At 48.3% G+C, this 20,020-nt stretch carries 17 protein-coding genes; 8 read left to right on the top strand and 9 right to left on the bottom strand.

Going from position 1 to position 20,020, the window contains the following annotated elements; genetic code table 11:
* The first annotated feature begins 210 nt into the window (after positions 1–210).
* Positions 211–1,266: an SGNH/GDSL hydrolase family protein gene (locus ACTIE6_RS25565; RefSeq protein WP_439559320.1), complete on the top strand. Its 1,056-nt coding sequence runs from the start codon at positions 211–213 to the stop codon at positions 1,264–1,266.
* Positions 1,267–1,330: 64 nt separating this feature from the next.
* Here the strand turns inward: ACTIE6_RS25565 and ACTIE6_RS25560 are convergent, their stop codons facing one another.
* The 5 genes from ACTIE6_RS25560 to ACTIE6_RS25540 all read right to left on the bottom strand — a co-directional run bounded on the left by ACTIE6_RS25560 (position 1,331) and on the right by ACTIE6_RS25540 (position 7,333).
* Positions 1,331–2,917 (bottom strand): ABC-F family ATP-binding cassette domain-containing protein, encoded by a 1,587-nt coding sequence (locus ACTIE6_RS25560; RefSeq protein WP_439559319.1) that lies wholly within the window; start codon positions 2,915–2,917, stop codon positions 1,331–1,333.
* Positions 2,918–3,089: 172 nt separating this feature from the next.
* Positions 3,090–3,902 carry an alpha/beta hydrolase gene (locus tag ACTIE6_RS25555; protein ID WP_439559318.1) on the bottom strand — a complete coding sequence of 271 codons (813 nt, stop codon included), beginning with the start codon at positions 3,900–3,902 and terminating at the stop codon, positions 3,090–3,092.
* A 113-nt stretch (positions 3,903–4,015) separates the two neighbouring features.
* A complete protein-coding gene (gene xth / locus ACTIE6_RS25550; protein ID WP_439559317.1) occupies positions 4,016–4,792 on the bottom strand; it encodes an exodeoxyribonuclease III in 777 nt (258 codons plus the stop codon).
* A gap of 60 nt (positions 4,793–4,852) precedes the next feature.
* Positions 4,853–5,572 (bottom strand): hypothetical protein, encoded by a 720-nt coding sequence (locus ACTIE6_RS25545; protein ID WP_439559316.1) that lies wholly within the window; start codon positions 5,570–5,572, stop codon positions 4,853–4,855.
* A 42-nt stretch (positions 5,573–5,614) separates the two neighbouring features.
* Entirely contained in the window at positions 5,615–7,333 is a 1,719-nt protein-coding gene (locus ACTIE6_RS25540; RefSeq protein WP_439559315.1) for a hypothetical protein, read from the bottom strand.
* 256 nt (positions 7,334–7,589) lie between these two features.
* Between ACTIE6_RS25540 and ACTIE6_RS25535 the strand changes: the two genes are divergently transcribed.
* Positions 7,590–9,716, top strand: coding sequence for a PAS domain-containing protein (locus ACTIE6_RS25535; protein ID WP_439559314.1), 2,127 nt, complete (start codon positions 7,590–7,592; stop codon positions 9,714–9,716).
* 20 nt (positions 9,717–9,736) lie between these two features.
* Positions 9,737–10,294: a PAS domain-containing protein gene (locus ACTIE6_RS25530; protein ID WP_439559313.1), complete on the top strand. Its 558-nt coding sequence runs from the start codon at positions 9,737–9,739 to the stop codon at positions 10,292–10,294.
* Position 10,295: 1 nt separating this feature from the next.
* Here ACTIE6_RS25530 and ACTIE6_RS25525 read toward each other — a convergent pair whose 3' ends face one another.
* Positions 10,296–10,892 carry a hypothetical protein gene (locus tag ACTIE6_RS25525; RefSeq protein WP_439559312.1) on the bottom strand — a complete coding sequence of 199 codons (597 nt, stop codon included), beginning with the start codon at positions 10,890–10,892 and terminating at the stop codon, positions 10,296–10,298.
* A 4-nt stretch (positions 10,893–10,896) separates the two neighbouring features.
* The gene (locus ACTIE6_RS25520; RefSeq protein WP_439559311.1) at positions 10,897–11,703 is read right to left on the bottom strand and encodes a metallophosphoesterase family protein; all 807 of its coding nucleotides are present in this window, start codon (positions 11,701–11,703) and stop codon (positions 10,897–10,899) included.
* Positions 11,704–11,914: 211 nt separating this feature from the next.
* Here ACTIE6_RS25520 and ACTIE6_RS25515 point away from each other — a divergent pair, with 211 nt between their 5' ends.
* The 5 genes from ACTIE6_RS25515 to ACTIE6_RS25495 all read left to right on the top strand — a co-directional run bounded on the left by ACTIE6_RS25515 (position 11,915) and on the right by ACTIE6_RS25495 (position 18,756).
* The gene (locus tag ACTIE6_RS25515; RefSeq protein WP_439559310.1) at positions 11,915–12,370 is read left to right on the top strand and encodes a hypothetical protein; all 456 of its coding nucleotides are present in this window, start codon (positions 11,915–11,917) and stop codon (positions 12,368–12,370) included.
* A 204-nt stretch (positions 12,371–12,574) separates the two neighbouring features.
* Positions 12,575–13,189 (top strand): TetR/AcrR family transcriptional regulator, encoded by a 615-nt coding sequence (locus ACTIE6_RS25510; protein ID WP_439559309.1) that lies wholly within the window; start codon positions 12,575–12,577, stop codon positions 13,187–13,189.
* Between the two features lie 50 nt (positions 13,190–13,239).
* A complete protein-coding gene (locus ACTIE6_RS25505) occupies positions 13,240–14,604 on the top strand; it encodes a TolC family protein (RefSeq protein WP_439559308.1) in 1,365 nt (454 codons plus the stop codon).
* Positions 14,605–14,610: 6 nt separating this feature from the next.
* Positions 14,611–15,654: an efflux RND transporter periplasmic adaptor subunit gene (locus ACTIE6_RS25500; RefSeq protein ID WP_439559307.1), complete on the top strand. Its 1,044-nt coding sequence runs from the start codon at positions 14,611–14,613 to the stop codon at positions 15,652–15,654.
* A gap of 18 nt (positions 15,655–15,672) precedes the next feature.
* On the top strand, positions 15,673–18,756 hold the full coding sequence (locus ACTIE6_RS25495) for an efflux RND transporter permease subunit (RefSeq protein ID WP_439559306.1): 3,084 nt from the start codon (positions 15,673–15,675) through the stop codon (positions 18,754–18,756).
* 53 nt (positions 18,757–18,809) lie between these two features.
* Here the strand turns inward: ACTIE6_RS25495 and ACTIE6_RS25490 are convergent, their stop codons facing one another.
* Positions 18,810–19,151 carry a hypothetical protein gene (locus ACTIE6_RS25490; RefSeq protein WP_439559305.1) on the bottom strand — a complete coding sequence of 114 codons (342 nt, stop codon included), beginning with the start codon at positions 19,149–19,151 and terminating at the stop codon, positions 18,810–18,812.
* A 128-nt stretch (positions 19,152–19,279) separates the two neighbouring features.
* A partial coding sequence (locus ACTIE6_RS25485; protein WP_439559304.1) for a LytR/AlgR family response regulator transcription factor occupies positions 19,280–20,020 on the bottom strand: 741 nt, incomplete at its 5' end.

Below are 20,020 nucleotides of genomic sequence, written 5' to 3'. Positions count from 1 at the left end.
AATGAAGGCAGATTAGATGAAGAAGTAAACATTTCACAAACGTGTCCACTTTTTTCAGGACAAGACACCCTTTCCCCCATCCTCCCTTTCCCCCATCCTCCCTTTCCTCCCTTTATTCCCTTTCCTTCCTGGAACGATTATTGATCTTGATTAGAATGAAAGTCTTAATTAGGACTATTCAAGCAATCAAACACATACTCATTCCATCAAATGCTTGACGATCAAGGAAGTACCCCGAAAATTAACAATTCAAAAAATGTATTAAGCCGCAGGCGATTTTTTCGCCATTCTGGGGCGGCGCTTTTGGCTACCACCTTCCTGACCTCCTGTGAAGGGCTGCTCGACGACATTCTCCCCAAGAAAAATGGGTCGGAAAATGGCGGGTCTGGTGATGAAGAATCAGGGCCAAAAAGAGACCAGACACTCGCATTCTTTGGCGACAGTCTCACGGTAGGAGCGGGGGGAAGTACCCCGTACGGAAATTTAGTAGGTGCTGCATTTCCCGGCAGACCAGTAGTCAGCGACGGGATCGTAGGTCAGATCGCCATGTCGATCGCGATCAGGCAAGGCGGTACTCCGCTGAAAATTTCTGTGGAGGGCGGTAAGTTCGATGGGGCCAAGGAGATCAAGGTCACTAAACTGAACAACGAGTTTCTATCCACCCCGATCAACTACACGACTTATAGCCGGACAGGATCTGTTGTAGGTGTAAAATGCACGATCACGCGAAAAGCGAATGATAGTGGAGAAATCTATACCATCAAGCCCGATGCAGAGAGCACCCTTGCTATTCCCGAGGACTCGATTTTCGAGCTGGACGATGCGCTTCGTCTGAAAACAGCTACGCAGATCTTGTGGTATGGCCGCAATAACATTACCAAGGGAACTGCGCAGGAGGAAATATTGAAGGCGCTGGACGATTCCATTGCTTTCATTGAAGATCCTAAAAGGTACCTGGTTGTGGGAATGCTGCAGGCTCGGCCGGAAAACAAAGGAACGGACCGTTACAACCAGGTGATCGCAATCAATGACGAGCTGGAAAGCCGCTACGGAAACAAATACGTGCCCATGACGCCACCGACCGCCGAGGAAATGGCGGCGATCAACTACACACCTACCGAGCAGGACCGGTTCGATATCGAGAACATGAACTTCCCGACAGGAATGCGCCCGGACGATCGTACAGATGAAATCCACATCAATGACAAAGGATATCAGATTGTAGCAAACCGGGTAATTGCCAAGTTGAAGGAATTGAAATATTGATAATTAATTTGAGTTAAATATTTAAATGCGGACTGTCGTAAGGCAGTCCGCATTTAAATTTTAATTACAATTGAATTACCCGCTCTATTTTGATCTGTTCGAGAAAATGCTCGTCGTGAGATACCGCCAGTATTGTTCCCTGATATTCATTCATTGCGGCTGTCAGTATTTCCAGATTTTGTAAATCGAGGTTGTTGGTTGGCTCGTCCAGTATGATCATATCCGGTGACTGGCTGATAATAGAAACCGAACAAAGCATCAATCTCATTTTTTCACCTCCGCTTAATGCAGAGCAGGGTTTGTCCCAGAATTCCCTGGTAAGGAGGAAGCGGTTCAGCCTGATCTTCACCTCATGTTCCTTCAAAAACCCGTCATTGAATTGCTGCACCTGATCAAATACAGAAAGCTCATTTTTTATCAATGAATATTCCTGATCAATGTAAATGGATTTAAAATCAGCGCGCTCTACTTTTCCAGTTTCGGCTGTTAACTGACCTAAAATCAATCTTATTAATGTCGTTTTTCCCGACCCGTTATATCCCTTTAAAGCAATGCGTTCCCCGCTGGTTATTTGGAGATTAACCGGTAATTTCCATAAGGGTTCCTGAGCAAACCGGAAGTTAATTTGATGTGCATTTACCAGCAATTTCCCATTGTGCAAAGCAGAATGATCCAGGTCCAATTTCATCTTGTCAATTCCAGGTAAATCGCGGCGTAATGCGGACAACTCCTGTGAAATGGCGCCTACTTTCTCCGCATGAATTCCTTTGATCTTCGAGGTGCTTTTCTCCGCATTGTTTTTCAGTGTGTTCATCATGATCGTAGGCAAGCCTGCTTTTTCCTGCTTCTTTTTACCTCGGGCATCCAGTTTTTGCTGGCGTTCCAAAGTTTCCTTTTCGATCTCTTTTGCCTTGCGGAGCGCTTTTTCCCTGCTTTTTAAATCCTGTGCAAGCGCTTCGTGCTCAACCGTCTTTTGTTGCAGGTAAAAGTCGAAGTTGCCGCCATAAGTGCTGATACCTTTTTTTGTCAGCTCATAAATAGTTTCTACCAGGCTGAGCAGCATTCGGTCGTGACTTGCGATCAGCATCGTTTCTGTATGCATCTGAACAAATTCATAAAGCAATTTTCTGCCTGCTGCGTCCAGGTGATTGCTGGGTTCGTCAAGCAGGATGATGTCTGGATTGTGGATCCGTATGCCAGCAAGTAACACCTTCGTTTTCTCCCCGCCGCTTAACGCTCCGAGTTTTTGGGAGAGATCAAATTCAGGTAGTTTCCATGATTCAAATGCTTCGCGGCAACGTTCTTCAATGGTCCAGTCGTCGCCAAGCAAAGTCAGGTTTTCTTCACTGACATTTCCGTTGAGGATCTGATGCAACGCATTCACTTTTTCATCAATACCCAGTGCTTTGGCGATGGATTGATCATTAAACTGACCGAAAAGCTGGGGTATATAATAGGGTACGGAACCATATTTTACATGACCGGATTTCGGCAGTATTTTGCCTGCAAGTATTTGAATCAATGTTGATTTTCCTGCCCCATTATTTCCGATTAATGCAGCCTTTTGGTGCGGATGAATGGTGAGATTGATGTCCTGAAACAACATATCTCTATTAGGATGCGCGTACGCAACCTCTTGAATAAAAAGCATAATTTCTTTCGATTGAAGTATATAATAGCAGCTGAAAATGTAAAGCTGCATTGATTATTAGTGAAAGAAATTTGCTCTTACATGAAATGGGAATTGGATTTTTGAATTGCAAAAATAAAAAACTCCATCTCATTTCTGAAATGGAGCTACGAATATTTCCAATCTGATCAGGTTAAAATGCTTGTTGGTGCGAAACTTGTTGCTGAGTTACCAGCCAGTTTTGAATGTAACCTGCTACTTCTTCCCAGCCTGGTTCCCCGCAAATGAAGTGCGAGCGGTTTTCAAATTCCATGAAAGACATTTCCGTCACCGCGTCCGTGTAAGCCTTGCTGTTTTTTTCCACCAGCTCGGTAGGTACAATCTGATCTTCCTTGGCACTGATAAACAGCATAGGTACCTGCGGCATATCGAGGTCAATGTGTCCATTTGAACCGAGGCAACCTCTTAGTACATTCCGGCTGTCGTGAACAGCAGTTTCTTCAAATGTCCGGCGCGCCGAGGCTTCATCCAGTGTGTTGCAAAAAGCTTCATGGAAGCTCTCCGGTGTTTGTTTGAAAGGCTCGTCGCCTTTAAACGGGTTGGTTATCGCAGCTACGTTTTTGAAAAATGGCCAGTCCAGCGTCATCATCATATTTGGCGCAACTGTGCAAATCGGCACGCCCAGACTTGCCAGGTTTTTGCTGACGAAGATTTGTGTGAGCAGGCCACCAACAGAGTGTCCGATGATGATGGGCTTGTCTGCTACTTCCGGATTGTTTCCGCCGGCTGCAATCACGGCCGCTTCCATGGCTTCAATCACATCCTCAAGCATCAGGTCACCAAGTGTTGCGGGCGGATTGTCGCGCAGGCTTTTAGGATCACCGGCGTGATCGGGCCAGGACGGAGCTGAACATTCGTAGCCCAGATTTGTAAAATGATTAACCCATTTATCCCAGCTTTTTGAAGTCTGGAACATACCGTGAATGAAAACGATTTTCTTTGACATGGTTTGTTGTGTTGATGAAAGATATCCACCTGAATGGCGGCTATCAACCATCATGAAAATACGTGCCACAATGCCGTTTTACCTCTAACTTACTTACAACCAGCAGGGGTATTTTATTCGTCGGCAATTTCGATCCAGGTAGGAGCGTGGTCACTCGACTTTTCCCAGCCCCTCACATCCTTGTCCACACCTGCCGAAACCAGCCTGTCTTTTAAGTGCGGACTCAGGAGAAAGTGATCGATCCGTAAGCCCGCATTGCGGGTGAATGCATTGCGGAAGTAATCCCAGAAGGTATAAATTTTTTCATCCGGGTAAAGCGTGCGCAATGCGTCGGTCCAGCCCTGGTCAACAAGCGTTTTGTAAGCGGCGCGTGTTTCCGGCCTGAAAAGTGCGTCATCTAACCAGCGCTCTGGTTTGTAAACGTCCAAATCCGTGGGCATTACATTGTAATCGCCTGCCAGGATTACGGGTACATCGTGCGCGAGCAGCTCTGCTGCGTGTTCAATGAAGTGATTAAACCAGCGTAGTTTATAGTCAAACTTGGGACCGGGTGCGGGATTTCCGTTTGGTAAATAAAGGCAGCCAATCAGCATATTGTTGATGATCGCTTCCAGGTACCTGCTGTGCGTGTCTTCTTCCTCACCCGGTAACTGGCGGCGCACTTCCTGTATTTCAAATCCGCGAGCCAGAATGGCCACGCCATTCCAGCTTTTCTGTCCGTGCCAGATCGCATTGTAGCCCGCGTCCAGGATCGCCTTCTCGGGGAATTTCTCCTGAGGCGCTTTGAGCTCCTGCAGACAGACGATATCCGGTGCCTGCTCTTCCAGCCAGCGCAGCAGCACCGGCAGCCGGCCATTTACGCCATTTACATTGTAGGTCGCTATCTTCATTGTTTCTGATCAGCTTTTAGAGTCGTCATCCACAAAAATCAAGCCTTCCCGAAATCCGCATTATTTAAGCTCCTGGCAAAAGGCGAGCAGTCTGGTAAGGTCTTCTTCCTGTGTAAAGTTCACGGGATTATCTTTCAGGTATTGCGTGATTTCAATTTTGTATTTCGGGAAAAGCCTGCTGATGCTGTTCTTGCCGGGGATCAGGAAACGATCATTCGGGTCCATAAAAAAATAGAGCGTGCGGTGACCGAAAATGGCTTCGGTATCCATCTTCAATTTCCTAGCGCCGGGCGCTGCTTCGTTCGAGTAGGAATTGTAAGTCGTAACTGAAGAGGCGGTGTAGGAAATGCCGTAAGGTCCGCCCTTTTCATTGCCAATGCGGCCTAGCACGTGCTTTTTCGCCAGCTTGATAGCTCCGAATGCAGAAACCATTTCGCAGAAGCCGTACTGTTTGTCATTATAAAAGATCTTTCCCTGCACATCGGCCACCTTCACCAGCTTCTGATCCAGGAGTTCCAGGGTATCTTTTTGATTGTTTAGAAACAACAGGTTTCCTCCCAGATAGGTATAGTTGAGCAGTGCCTCTTCGGTGCGTCCGCCGTAGAAGAGGATCTTGCCGCGCTCGAATGAAGGAAACTGGTACTGCTCGGCAACCGGAATCACCTTGCTGGGGTAATCTCCGGCTTTCACCTTGAATGTTTTCATCGTTTGCCCGTGCACAGCCGACGCAAGCGGGGCAAGCAAAGTAAGCAGGTATATTGTTGTGCGGCGGTTGATCATTTGTGTTGGGTTAAATGTAGTTGAATGGCCCAGGTTGCATGCTCACTGAATGAACACTGATGCGACCGGCAGCTCGTCGGCATGTGCAAAGGCGGTTTTGTATCGATCTTCGAGGCTGTTGAGCTCTTTGGTTTTTCCCTGCGCTTTCAGGCTCTCGTGCAAGCCTTTCAGCGACCAGCCGTTTCCGGGATTTTTAACGAGATCTTCCCGGTACACCTGCTCGGCCTGCGCCGCTTTTCCTGCTTTTAGCAGGTATCTCCCCAGAAACTGCCGGCTAGGGATCGGCCAGTCTTTGGGTTCTGTATAAATCAGGTTGTCTTCCAGCTTCACCGCTGCTTCCAGGGAGGCAAGTGCGCGTGTTTGGTCTTTTTGTTCAAACAGCAACGCGCCTGTTAGTATCCGTTCAGCGATGCGGGCTACTTCCACCGGTGAATTGAACGGAATACGCCGCTTTGTCAATGTGACGTCGTTGATATTAGCTTTAATCACTGCGAGCTGATCAGCAACAGCGTCTGCTTTTCCGGTTTGGGTAAATGCGATTCCCTTCGCGAAAGCATTGAGTATGGTCGAATACTTCCATTGCGGATCAATGCGGGTGGTGTCGCTCAGGATCTGGTCCCACTTGCCCATTCTTACCATCGCCATTTGCGGGAGCATGTACAGGTATTGATCGTAGGTGCCTTCGTAAGACGGAGCAACAGTCTTGCGCAGGCGCTGGGCATAGCGGGCGGCGTCTTTGTACATGCCGCCCGTGAGTGCGCAATAGGTTTGTACCGCAAAATAATGCGCAGAGTGTTTGTTGAGTGACAGGTTTTTAGCGAGCGCATCGTAGTATAGCAGATTGTCATCTGCCACATTGTTTACCTCCACACCTTTGTAATACAAACCGTTGCGTTCGTACTCGTGACTCGCCATGTGCACCATGTGCGCTACACCCGGGGCTACATTGCGAAGCGTTTCGGCGCTTGCCAGCGCAACTTCCGGCTTTCGGGAAGCTTCGGTAAGGTGAATGTGGTAATGCAGGGCAGCGGGATGTTTCGGGCTTTCTTTGAGCACCTGCTCGCACAGACGGATCAGCTCGGGCGTCCACGATTTGGCGCTTCCGTCTTTGTTCCAGAAGTCCCAGGCGTGGATGAGCATCATCGCGTCTATGTACAGGATTTTAAATTCCTTCTCACGCGGATTTTGTGAGACAAGCGCCTTCAGACTTTTTGCATAAGCCAGGTTCAGTTCTTGTCTGCGCGAATCGTCAGCACCTTCCGAGTAGCGCGTGTTCATGCTTTTGATGAGAGCCTGCCCGACAGAGTTTGCATTATTTGCCGCCGCATTCATGCTGGCAAGTACCTCCGAAAGCTCCGCCGGTTTGGTGTAGCTATGTGCCGCATTATAGTAAGGTCCCATTGCCAGCGCCTGTCCCCAGTAAGCCATCGCATTCGCCGGATCCAGCCGCGCCGATTCCTGGAAAGAAGCTACTGCCTCTTTGAAGTGGTAACCATAATATAAGTTGAGCCCCTGGTCAAAGAAAAACTGGGCACTGTCAATTGCAGTTGTAGTGGGAAAAGAGTAGTCTCCCCAGCCAGGCATAGCGCCGATATACTTCCCGGCTGCATTCAAGCCAGCAGGACCGGAATACACGGGGCCGCATACTGCAATCGACTTACTATCAACGTTATATCGTGTTTCGGCTGGCGCGAAGTACATGTAAGCCGCAGCTCCGGCGACGGTTGCGCTCAATGCAGTTGTAAGTAAAAGAGTCTTCATGATCATTCTTTTTTGTCCGCCAAAAACAGCCTTTGCAGCAGGCAGAAAAGTTTATCTGGAAATATAATTAATAAACAGGCACATTCCGCTTTTAACGATTGCAGATACATTTATCAGTTTTGTTGAAACGCTTACTTTTTTACCCAAATACCTTTTAGTTACCAACGACTTCCAGAATTTACCTTCACGTTAATTAAGTGTACATAGTGCAGCTATTTTCAATTATTGCTTTTCATGTACAACCGGGGTTATCAGTATGATCAGCCAAGATTTCAAGGCACTATTTGACGCCAGTCCGGTTCCGTCCCTGGTGATGGAAGCCGATGCGCCTGTGTTTACGATTGTGGAGGTAAACAGAACATTTATGTCGCTGAGCGGCATGAGCAGGGAAGAGCTGGTAGGCAGGACCTTTTATGAAGCTTTTGTGGACGTACTCTCCGGGGCCGTGGGCGCGTCCCTTGCTGTGTTGGAGGAGGTAGCTGCGACCGGAAAGCCAGGTATGACTCCTGTGATGCGGTACGTTTCCCAACCCGACGAAGATGGACGAGTCCCGGAAGAATTTTATCAATCCACTTGTGCGGCAGTCTTTGGTGAAAATGGAGAGGTGAAATATATCCTGAAATCAGTGATCGATGTGACTGTAGATGCAGGTAGTCTGCACAATCGCGGGCTTGTGTTGGATATCGGTGAGACCCGGCGACTGGAACAGGTGGAGCACCTGGAAAGAACGGTGCTCGAAATCAATGCGGGAAAGAACTCGCAGCTGAGCGAAATTCTTACACATTATGTGACCGGGATTGAGCGGAGTTTTCCTGATATGACTTGTTCGATCATGGGTATCCGCAATCATGCGCTGCACAACTGGGCATCGCCGTCGCTGCCACCAGAGTACATTCAGTCGATAGAAAATATAAAGATCAGTGCGAAAGCCGGTTCCTGCGGTACTGCTGCTTTTACCAAAAAAATGATCGTGGTGAAGGATATTGCCACAGATCCGGTGTGGGAAGAACATAAGGAGCTCGCCCTCAAACACCACCTGCTTGCCTGCTGGTCTCACCCGATTATCCTCTCCGATGATACCGTTATCGCTACTTTCGCTGTGTACTACCGCAAGATCAAAGCGCCGAATGAGGAGGAGCTCAAATTTGTGGCCAAAGCGGTAGCATTACTGACCGTAATTCTCGAAAATCGTCGCAACCTGGATTTGATTGCAGAAAATGCGATGCTGATTTCGCAGGGGCAGGAGCTGGCGCGTTTTGGTACCTGGCAATGGGATATTGAATCCAATGTAGTAAGCTGGTCGGATACTTTGTACGCCATTTACGGTGTTGAAAGGGGAACTTATAAGCCGAGTTTCGAAGGGTACCTCGCGATGGTGCACCCGGCGGACAGGGACAGGGTGCGCGCCGGTCTTGAATACGCTATGGAAAACAGGACTGACATTGAATTCGAGGAACGTATTATCCATGCTTCCGGTGAGGTGAAGTACCTGAAAACATGGAGCAGGTCAAAGATGGATGATACCGGTCGGGCCGTTAAAATGATTGGCGCCTGCCTTGATATTACCCATAGCATGAAAATACAGGAAGAATTGCGCGCCAGCGAGTCGAGGCTGCGCAGCCTGGTAGATGCTCAGACTAATTACGTGATCCGGACAGATTTGTCGGGAAATTATACTTATTACAACACCAGGTTCCAGGAGGATTTCAGGTGGTTTTATAATCATGAGGATTTCCTGGGATTCAATTCGCTGATGGTCGTGATGCAGTACCATCGGATGAGCGTAGTGGATGTGGTGAATAAATGCCTGCTCGAACCTGGTAAGATTGTTTCGTTAGAGCTGGATTACGTGCAGCAAAGCGACAAGCCGCGGTCGGTATACTGGCATTTTATTGCATTAACAGATTCTGTGAACAAGCCGGTGGAAATACAATGCATAGGTATCGACGTATCTGAACGAAAACAGGCTATTGACGAGCTGCGAAGAAGCAACCAGCGCTACGAGTTGCTCAATATGGCCACAAACGATGCGATTTACGATTGGGACCTGCTGACAGATCACATTGAATGGGGCGCTGGATTTTTCAGATTGTTCGGCTTCGATCTGATTGAAGAAGATGGCGTAGAGGAGTGGCTGCGGCATTTGCACCCGGAAGACCGCGCCGCAGTGGAACAAAGCCTGAACTTGCTCCTTGCTGACCGGGGCCAGAGATGGAGCGCCGAATACCGTTTCAGGCGCGCCGATGGTACTTACGCATTCGTAGAAGAAATCGGCTATATTACCCGCAACCAGCAAGGCAAAGCGGTGCGGATGATCGGCGTAATGCGGGACGTTTCCCGGCAGAAAGAGGAGGAATATGAGCTGAAATTGCTCGGTCTGTAATCACCAATACAAGTGACGCCGTGCTGATCGCCAAATCGGATCCGCAGAATGTAACGGGACTGCAGATATTGTATGTCAATGCAGCATTTACAAAGCTCACCGGCTACACGCAGGCGGAAGTGATCGGGAAAAGTCCGTTGGTGCTGAAAGGTTTCAGATCTTCCGAAAACGAAATTGGTAAGTTGCAAAATGCGCTTTCCAATCTCGAACAACTGAAATCCGAAATCATATACTACGAGAAAGAGGATCAGGCATACATTATCAATTTGTCGTTGCATCCGGTTCTCGACGCGGCTGGGCAACTTACCCACTGGATTTCCATTGGTCGGGACGTAACTGAAAAGCGCAGGTATATCAGCGAGATCGAGGAGCGCAATCAAAAGCTGCAGCAGATTGCCTGGATGCAGTCGCACGTGATCAGAGCCCCTTTGGCGCGTTTGATGTCACTGATCGACCTGATCAAGAACTACGAGAACTCGGCCGAAGAAGTAAGCGAGCTGCTCGGTCACATACTCACGTCCGCGCATTCACTTGACGATATTATCAGGGATATCTCTTCAAAAACCAACGAGGTTTGACCTAAAATCCAAACTTGAACCCGATCGCAAGATTGAGAATGTCGCCGGGTTTCAAAAAGCCCGTATTCTGCACGTAGCTGATCAGCAGCAGATCGTAGGTGCCCAGTTCATAATATAATTCCAGCTGGCGCTTGCGCGTGCGCGGCATTACGTCGCGCCCTACTTTTCCACCTACATATAAACCGGGCCGCACAGAAGTAGCCCACCAATAGTAGCCTTTGGGATAATACTTCGGCCATTTCCAGTCAAACTGCGGGCCAAACGTGTAGCTGAGGTACATACCCAGCGAAAATGGTTTGATGTAATAGGAGTCAGGCAGCGGAATTGACCAGGGCGAGTAGGTGGTTTTGCCTGTAATGGTAATCAATGCGTCTCCTCCGAATTCTTCGGGGAGGTAGCCAAACAGGAAATCCGTTTCGAGGGTCCGGTTACTGGAAATATAACCGGGCCCGCCGGAGAGAAATCCAGTACCACCTGCAAACTGCAATTTGGCATGATCTGGCATAAACCATCGCCGGTGCGACTTCGCCAGGTTGATACTTTGTGCCGATACTGTCAGTTGTGCGCAAAGGAGGCAGAGGAGTAATACTTTTTTCATACTATTAAAATGCTATTCTATTAATATCCTGCCCGCCTTTCCATAGCTTGATCAACAAATAGCCTCTTGCTCCCATGCTCGTGGTCACTACATACCGGACGCCATCTTTGTAATATTCTCCGTCTGTAAATGAATGCTGGTGACCATATAAGCTCATGTTTACATTCGGGTTATCACGCAGCAAGCCGGCAAATTCAGGTTCCAACTTTTTATCAAAATCATTGTCGTAAGGCGGAACGTGGCCCACGACGATCATTTCCTTACCCTCGGGATTGTCGGCAAGCTGTGCCCGGAGCCACGGTACATTGGGCACGGTGCCGTCGAATGCATATTCCCGTGAGTTGGTGTTGATGAAGATGAACTTGTAGTTTCCGTAAGTGAAACTGTAATCCAGCGGGCCGAACATTTTTCTGTATGCGTCGGGTCCATTGGCGATGATATCGTGGTTGCCGATCACCGTCATATAGGGCACATTCAGGCGGGACATAATGCGGTCTACCCACTTCAATTCCTGGGCAAGACCAAAGTCGGAAATGTCGCCGGCGTGCAGAACGAACGAGATGCCTTTCTGACTGTTGGCGCTTTTGACGAAATCTTCGGACTCATCATACCAGCGCTGGGTATCTCCCATCAGGATAAAACGGAGCGTATCCTGAGGCGGGTTTGAAGGAAGGAGCGCAATGTTTTTATTGTTGAGATTGGATTGTCCGTTCAGCAGCGTAACCTGATTAGGATTATATAAAAACAGACTATCGCATGAGATAAGGCTCAGTAAAAAGAAGAGCAGTAGTGGTAAGGCAATGCGGTTCAAAGTAAAGTTGTTTGTCAGTGAGGAGTTTAAAAATGATGTTGTACAAACATTTTAAACAAACTGTTTAAACAACCTTTTAATTCCTCAAAACTGCGTTTCCTGCGAATTATTCAACTTTTTCCAGGGATGTAACTGCTTGTGCGACTTACATTTCCCCCGGTATGGTTTTTGCACTGTCCGGGTTTTTACCTCACATCATAATTTGGAAGCGATGAAAATCAGAAACATAGTAGGATCCCTCGGACTTGCATTCATTACCTTGTCGGCCTCGGCCCAGGTGGTATCCAAAGACTCTATCAACCTGCTGAAAAATCAGAAAGAAGCACTTGAACTGAGCAAGAAACTGAATGACCGCAAGCTGGAACTTGCCAAGCTCGAAAATGAGCTCCAAAGCAAGACAGAAGAAGCAGCGAAAACTGCCGAAGCTGCCCAGCGTTCCGTCGAGCAAAACCGCAAGGCTGCCGACAGACTGAGCGACGATCCGCAGGATAAGCGCGCTGCCAAGCGGGCAAGCAAAAGTGCAAGTTCAGCAAACCGGGATGCTAAAAAGGCAAGGAGAGCTGCGGATAGTCTTGAAAAATTGAAGCGGAATATTGAAGACCTGAAAAAGGATATCAGCCGCGATGAAGAGAAATTAGCATCGCTGCCGGGTACCTCGGGTATGTAATGCGAAATAAACTTGTTTGGAAAGCGGGGCAGTTCTGTCCCGCTTTTTTGTTGCCTGATCAGCTAAACAGCCGATAAACAGCTTTCAAACTCACTTTAATGCCTTCCGTTCAAGTATATGTTTCAACCGTTCTTCCTTTTTGTACAAAACTAAAATAGATTTACTAAACACTGTTTATTATATTCACGGCGTATTTCAAAGACTATGGCGATCAAGGAAAGGAAAGAGCGGGAAAAGCAGGATATGAGAAACCTGATCATTGATTCGGCAACTCAGTTGTTTTTGAAGCAAGGATATGATAAGACGTCTATCCGTATCATTGCCGAGGATATTGAGTATAGTCCCGCTACGATCTATCTGTATTTCAAGGACAAGGATGAAATTTTTTACATTATCCATGAAAATGCATTTGAAATACTGGACAAACTTTTGCGTCAGCACAACGCCATCAGCGATCCTTACGAGCGGTTGCATGAGCTGGGTAAAACTTACGTAAATTTTGCACTTGAAAACCCCGATTACTATGACCTGATGTTTGTGATGCGCGCCCCGTTGGCAGAGATCAAGCACAAGGAAAAGTGGAGTGCAGGCGAATGCGCATTTGGGTACCTGCTTGAAACGATGGCTGCGTGCATTGATCAGGGGCTGATTAAGCCGGCAGACAAGTTTGTTGCTGCCATGACCGTCTGGTCTTTTGTGCATGGACTTGTCACATTGTACATCAGGGAGCGGACCTGCATCCTCGAAATGCCCGACGAAGATGTGAAGCAAATGATGAATGCATCCCTAACGCATTTTTTAGCCCAGATGAAAACTTAAAAAAATTTACCATTCAATGAACACTGTTTAGTAAATAAACGACTCTTATTATGAACTTCAACTTTAAGGTGCCCTTGCGGCGGCTGTTACACTATGCTTTTGCCTGTTTTCTGACGATTTCTGCACATGCGCAGGAGGTGACTTTGCAGGAGTACGTAGATTATGCATTGAAAAATAACCAGGGCGTAAAGCAGCAGGGGTTTTTACTGGAAAGAAATCTGTATGCATTGAAGGAAGCGAAGGCGCTCTTTCTGCCGGAAGTAAACCTGAATGCGTCTTACCTGGATTCACGGGGCGGCCGGAAGATCAGCATTCCCATTGGCGATTTGCTGAACCCGGTTTACAACTCGCTGAATCAGCTTACCAATACTTCCGCTTTCCCGGAGGTGGAGAATGTAAGTCAGACTTTTAACCCCAACAATTATTACGATGCGCGTTTCCGGACTTCGCTGCCCATTTACAATGCTGAGATTATCTATAACTCCCGCATCAAAAAAGAGCAGATCAACTTTCAGCAGGCAGAGCTGGATGTTTATAAACGAGAGCTGGTGAAAGAAGTGAAGCTGGCTTATTATGCTTGTTTACAGGCAAATGAGTCAGTTTCTATCATGCAGAATGCAGTTTCGCTGGCGAGGGACAATCTGCGGTTTAATCAGGTTTTGGTAAAAAATGACAAGGCGATCAGGACTGTCGTAAGCCGCTCGGAAAATGAGTTGATCGGTTTGGAAGCACGTCTGGAAGATGCCAGGAATCAGGCGGTGAATGCGATTGCGTACTTCAATTTCTTGTTGAACAAGCCGCTGGATAGCCCAGTAAGTCTACCGAGACAGGAAACTCAAAGCTTGCTTCCTGACCAGGCCGCCGAGGGAAAACGCGAGGAGCTAACCAGGCTGGAAACACTTTCCAGGATCAATGCACTTTCGGTGCAGCTTGCGCGGTCGGCTGCATTGCCGAAGCTGTCTACGTTTATAGACCTGGGTTCACAAGGCGACTTCCTGCGGTTCAATAATGACACCCGCTATTATCTCTTCGGAGTTACGCTCGACTGGCGCGTGTTTGCAGCCAATCGTGTTCAGCACAGAACGAAGCAAGCCGAAATGGAGGTGAAAGCAGCCGGCGCACAACTGGATCAGGTAGAACAACAATTATTGCTGCAAACGCAAACCGCCACCAACCGGCTAGGTTCGGCAATGCAGATTTACCAGGCTTCCAAAAGCCAGACCGGTTTGTCGCAACAATATTATCATGATCAGCAAAAGCTGTATCGCGAGGGACAGCTACTATATATCGAGCTGCTCGATGCGCAGAACAGATTAATCAGCGACCAGTTGCAGCAAAGTATTTCTTATCTCAACGTACAAACCCGCGCAGCCGAGCTCGAACGCGCAAAAGCAAGCTATGTACTTCCAAACTAAATTGTTATGAAAACAACTACTCAGATTACAATACCGGGTGTTTTACTCACCTCGCTTCTTTTGCTGACAGGATGCAGCGAGGAGAAAAAGCAGGAACAATCCGACAATACCATTCCGGTGAAAATTGTCAGCCCGACTGCTCTCACCCAGGCGCAGGCGGTTGAAACTTCGGGCCTGCTGGCATCGGAAAGTGAAGCACGTTTGTCTTTCAAAACGGGCGGCATTATCAATTCCATTTCGGTGAAAGAGGGAGATAAGGTACGTCGTGGACAGGTACTTGCCACGCTGAATATTACGGAGATTCAGGCGCAGGTAAACCAGGCGGAGGAAAATTTCCTGAAAGCAAAACGCGATGCGCAGCGCGTACAGAACCTGTACCGGGACAGTGTCAATACCAAAGAACAGCTTGAAAACAGCCAGACTGCATTGGTATTGTCAGAAAAGCAGCTGGATATCGCAAGGTTCAACTTGTCTCAAACCAAAATCATCGCCAACACAGACGGCGTCGTGATCCGCAAATTGCAGAATGCAGGTGAGCAGGTGCAGGGCGGCGCGCCGGTGTTGTACATCAGCAGTACTGCCAACAAGGACTGGGTGGTGAAATGCGGGTTGACGGATAAGGACTGGGCGCGCCTGAAAGGCGGAGAAAAAGCAGAGGTAACTTTTGACGCTTACAAGCAGACTTTCACCGGAAAAGTGAGCGCATTGGGGCAGGGAAGCGAGGCAGGATCGGGTTTGTACCAGGTGGAGATCAAGCTGGATAAATCTGCATTGAAGCTTGCCAGCGGCCTTTTTGCAAGAGTAAGTATTTACCCGAATGAAAAAACGGATATGATCTCGCTGCCTGTTGACGCATTGATCGAGGGAGAAAGCGACAGCGCATTTGTGTTTGTGGCGCAACGAGACAAAGCCGCGAAAAAGCTGGTGAAAATCGCCTATCTCGAAGGCAATAAAGCTTACATTCTTTCGGGCATTGAAGCCGGCGCCAGGGTGATCAGGGAAGGCTCTGCTTACCTCACGGACGGATCGGCCATTAAAATTGTCCAGTAACCTTCAACAGACGAAATCATGAAATTACCTGAATTTGCCGTCAAAAATTACCAGTTTACGCTGGTGGTATTCCTGGCAGTGATGGCGCTGGGCATTTACTCTTTGCTGACGATGCCACGAAGCGAAGATCCCGACATTCACCCGCCGCAGTTTACCGTCGTAGTCATCTACCCGGGCGCGAGCCCGAAAGATATGGAGCAGCTGGTGGTGGATCCGATGGAGAAGAAGATCAACGAGCTGGACAATATGAAGCACGTGATCACCGACATTCAGGACGGACTGGCAGTGATGCAGATCCAGTACAAGTACAGCTCTGACCCGGAAGATAAGTACCAGGAGATTGTGCGCGAGATCAACAGCATTCGCGGCCAGCTTCCTGCCGACATTGCCGATATCCGCATTAACAAACAAATCCCCTCCGACGTAAGTATTTACCAATTCGCGCTGGTCAGTGAGAATGCGACTTATACGCAGTTGAAGAAGTATTCGAAGGAGCTAAAAGAGCAGCTGGAAAAGATCAAGAGCCTGAAAAAGGTGGATTACCAGGGTGTGCCTGAGCCGCAGGTGAAGGTAAGTATTAATCTGCAAAAGATCGCCCAGCAGCAGCTTACCCAAAATCAGGTAATCGCTGCGCTGCAAAGTGAGAACGTGAATATTCCGGGTGGGAGCATCAGTATGGGTACCAAAAAGCTGAATATCAAAACGAGCGGCAACTATCGCACGCTGGACGAAATCGCCAATACGGTCGTGTCCACAGCGAATGGGAAGATCGTTTACCTGAAAGATGTGGCCGAAGTAAAGATGGGTTATGAGGACGAAACCCACCTCGCCAGACTAAATGGGTTCCGTTGCAGCTTCGTGAATGTAAGCCAGAAAGAGGGAGAAAATATCATCGCCGTCCAGGACCAGGTCGCTCCGGTGGTGGAGCAGTTCAAAACCAGGCTGCCTGCCAACATCGAGCTGGTAAAAGTGTTTGACCAGGCAAAAAGCGTGGATACCAGGCTCTCGCATTTTGCCCGTGATTTCGGCATCGCGATCCTTTTGGTACTGCTCACATTGCTGCCGCTGGGTACACGGGCTTCGGTGGTGGTGATGATTTCCATTCCGCTGTCACTCGCGATCGGGCTGACGCTGATGAACCTTTTCGGCTACAATATCAACCAGCTGAGTATTGTCGGAATGATCGTGGCGCTGGGTATCCTGGTCGACGATAGCATTGTGGTCGTTGAAAACATTGAGCGGTACCTGCGAATGGGCTATAACCGTGTGGATGCATCGATTAAAGCTTCCTCGCAGATTGGACTGGCGGTAGTAGGCTGCACAATCCTGCTGATTTTCGCCTTTCTGCCACTGGTATTTCTGCCCGAAGGTGCGGGTGATTTTATCCGGAGTTTGCCACTTTCGGTGATTACGACAGTGTTTGCGTCCATGATCGTGTCCCTGACGATCGTTCCTTTTTTATCAAGCGTAATTTTGAAGCCGCACGCGAGCGAGGAAGGTAATTTTTTGTTGAGGGGAATGAAAAGGCTGATCCACGGAACCTACGGCACTATCCTGGATAAAGCATTGAAACGGCCGGCTGTCACGCTGGTCATTGCCGCATTGATCTTCGCCGGCTCGCTTGCATTGATCCCGCTTATTGGAAATTCACTTTTTCCCAAATCTGAAAAACCGATGTTCCTGGTGAGCATAGAAACGCCGCAGGGGACGAATATCAGGAAGACTAACCAGGTGGCGCGCTATGTGGAGGGTGTCTTGAAACAGGAACCACAAATCACTTCTTTTGCGACGAATGTGGGTAAAGGAAATCCCAGGATCTATTATAATGTGGTCCAGCATAATGAAAGCGAGAATTTTGCGGAGATTTTCGTGCAGGTGGAAGGTTTAAAAACTACGGAAAAAGTGGAAGTAATTGAGCGCCTCAGGAAGAAGCTGGAAGGCTATCCCGGCGCGGAGATCAAGGTGAAAGACTTTGAGCAGGGCCCGCTCATCGAGGCGCCGCTTGCTTACAGGATTTATGGTGAAAATTTAACGGATCTGCGAAAAACGGCATTTCGCGTGGCAGATCTGCTTGCCAAAACAGAGGGTACCATCTATGTGAATAACCCACTCCTGGTGCAGCCCACCGACCTGCGTATTCGCATTAACAAGCAAAAAGCAGGAACACTGGGCATTTCTTCTGCGGAAATTGACCGGACGATCAGACTGGGCGCGGCGGGTTTAAATGTAGCTACCTATCGTGAAGATGTAGGTAAGGCGGATAATTATGACGTGAATGTGTCCGTGTCTCGGAATGCGGCAGTCCAGGATTATAGTGTTTTTGACAAATTGTATGTTACCTCTGCATCAGGCGCAAGTATTCCATTAAAAAACGTGGCAACCGTAGAATTCGAGAGCTCGCCAAACCAGATCCGGCATTACGACAAGGATCGCTACGTAACTGTTTCCGCATTCGTGAAGCCAGGCTATAATGTGCAGCGGCTCGATGAAGAGATTACCTCAAAGCTCAACAAGTTCAGGTTTGAGGACGGACAAACTTTCAAGGTAGCAGGCGAGAAGGAGAGCCAGCAGGAAAGTTTCGGCGGTCTTGGTCTGATTATTCTGGTAACGATATTCGGCTTTCTGGGCGTGCTGATACTGGAATTCAAAACATTTAAAAGCATACTAATCGTACTTTCCGTGATCCCGCTCGGCATTGTAGGCGGATTGGCTATGCTCTTTTTGACCGGCGAGACACTTTCTTTCACCGCGACGATCGGCTTTATCGCATTGGTAGGTATTGAGGTCAAAAATTCATTGCTCGTAGTCGATTTTACCAACCAGCTGCGCGAGCAGGGAAAAGGAATTGAAGAGGCTATCATTGAAGCCGGCGAAATCCGCTTTGTGCCTATCCTGCTTACTTCACTTACTGCAATTGGCGGGTTGCTGCCACTTGTGATTGAATACAGTGCGCTCTACTCGCCGCTCGCATTGGTGCTGATCGGTGGATTGATCAGTTCAACATTGCTGTCGAGACTCGTGACGCCGGTGATGTACAAGCTGCTCCCTCCGACCATCGAGGTGAAAAAAGAATTGAAAGAAGTACCGGAATTAGCTTATTAGTAGAATTAAAATCGGTTGGCCGGGTTTGTTTGCGCCCGGCCAACCGGTTTTTATTATAGCTGTATCAAACTTTGCAGCAGGGCAGGTCGCCTGAAAGCTTCAATGCTGCTGACTGGCAAAGCGATTTCCGCAGACTTGTCACAGCGCAGGGCAACAGGTTTCAGCACCAGTTTTTGGTTCATCTGATCGTAGCACCAATGCGATTCGCCGGTGCCGTCGCGAAGGTCTTGTTCAAGTTCAGGAAGAGGTCCCGACGAAATAGCGGGCGCCAGAAGCGCTAACCCAATGATTACGGCACTGCCACCCATCACCGCGAGTGTCCATTTTGACTTCGCCAGGGCGCGCAGTTCACGCGAAAGGGCGGAGTTTGGGAAGTTGAAGTTTTTAAATTGCATGGCTAAATAGTTAAGTAACAGAACGCATGCAAATTCGCCTGTAAATAGCCGGAGCGGAAGCACTACTGTTTGAATTGTAGATTATTTTATTTGAACTGTGCCTAACAGTGCCTGAAACAGATTTGCTGTCAACTCATTTTTGTGAGGAAAGCACGGATATTCTCCCGGTATCCTCTTGTCCACTTCACTTTGTCGCCGGTGGAAAGATGGATAATGTACTCGCCATTAAAGTACGTTTCAAGCTCTGAGATATAGTTCATGTTGACGATGTTGGAGCGGCCTACGCGGATCATGGTGTCAGGATCGAGGCGGTTTTCCAGGCTGCTGAGGCTTTCGTAAATGGTGTAGGTTTTCGCAGCGGTGTACACCGAAATGTAATTCCCGTCTGCCGAGAAGTGGCTGATATCTGCTGTTTTGACCAGGTACATTTTTCCGGCTTCTTTCACCAGGATCCGTTGCAGGTAATTTTCCGGCTGCGCGCGCTGTTCTTTCAGAAGGTTGGCAACAAGCTCTTCCAAGCGCGGCTGTGGTTTAAGGCTCAGCCGCTCTTTCGCCCGACCGAGCGACTGATGAAAACGAATTTCGTCAAATGGTTTTAGCAGGTAATCAATCGCATTCACCTCGAAAGCACGCAACGCATATTGGTCGTAGGCAGTTGTAAAAACGACAAACGGCTGATAATGCGGCCATATTTCCTTCAATACCTGAAACCCATCCAGCTCAGGCATCTGTATATCCAGAAAAACCAAATCTGGCCGGTACTGCAGTATTTTCACCACAGCCTCCGATCCGTTACCCGCCTCTCCGGCTACCTCAATGTGCGGATCATCTTTCAGAAATGTGCGGATTACATCTCTTGCCAGGATTTC

It is taken from the genome of Dyadobacter sp. (assembly GCF_051859145.1).
In the GTDB taxonomy this organism is placed as follows: domain Bacteria; phylum Bacteroidota; class Bacteroidia; order Cytophagales; family Spirosomataceae; genus Dyadobacter.
This window is presented reverse-complemented; position numbering and strand designations above follow the sequence as displayed.

What these genes read in the sequence shown, in the direction of transcription:
- ACTIE6_RS25565 (WP_439559320.1), top strand. Translation starts at nt 211, where the DNA reads ATGCTTGACGATCAAGGAAGTACCCCGAAAATTAACAATTCAAAAAAT.
- ACTIE6_RS25560 (WP_439559319.1), bottom strand. Translation starts at nt 2,917, where the DNA reads ATGCTTTTTATTCAAGAGGTTGCGTACGCGCATCCTAATAGAGATATG.
- ACTIE6_RS25555 (WP_439559318.1), bottom strand. Translation starts at nt 3,902, where the DNA reads ATGTCAAAGAAAATCGTTTTCATTCACGGTATGTTCCAGACTTCAAAA.
- xth (WP_439559317.1), bottom strand. Translation starts at nt 4,792, where the DNA reads ATGAAGATAGCGACCTACAATGTAAATGGCGTAAATGGCCGGCTGCCG.
- ACTIE6_RS25545 (WP_439559316.1), bottom strand. Translation starts at nt 5,572, where the DNA reads ATGATCAACCGCCGCACAACAATATACCTGCTTACTTTGCTTGCCCCG.
- ACTIE6_RS25540 (WP_439559315.1), bottom strand. Translation starts at nt 7,333, where the DNA reads ATGAAGACTCTTTTACTTACAACTGCATTGAGCGCAACCGTCGCCGGA.
- ACTIE6_RS25535 (WP_439559314.1), top strand. Translation starts at nt 7,590, where the DNA reads ATGATCAGCCAAGATTTCAAGGCACTATTTGACGCCAGTCCGGTTCCG.
- ACTIE6_RS25525 (WP_439559312.1), bottom strand. Translation starts at nt 10,892, where the DNA reads ATGAAAAAAGTATTACTCCTCTGCCTCCTTTGCGCACAACTGACAGTA.
- ACTIE6_RS25515 (WP_439559310.1), top strand. Translation starts at nt 11,915, where the DNA reads ATGAAAATCAGAAACATAGTAGGATCCCTCGGACTTGCATTCATTACC.
- ACTIE6_RS25510 (WP_439559309.1), top strand. Translation starts at nt 12,575, where the DNA reads ATGGCGATCAAGGAAAGGAAAGAGCGGGAAAAGCAGGATATGAGAAAC.
- ACTIE6_RS25505 (WP_439559308.1), top strand. Translation starts at nt 13,240, where the DNA reads ATGAACTTCAACTTTAAGGTGCCCTTGCGGCGGCTGTTACACTATGCT.
- ACTIE6_RS25500 (WP_439559307.1), top strand. Translation starts at nt 14,611, where the DNA reads ATGAAAACAACTACTCAGATTACAATACCGGGTGTTTTACTCACCTCG.
- ACTIE6_RS25495 (WP_439559306.1), top strand. Translation starts at nt 15,673, where the DNA reads ATGAAATTACCTGAATTTGCCGTCAAAAATTACCAGTTTACGCTGGTG.
- ACTIE6_RS25490 (WP_439559305.1), bottom strand. Translation starts at nt 19,151, where the DNA reads ATGCAATTTAAAAACTTCAACTTCCCAAACTCCGCCCTTTCGCGTGAA.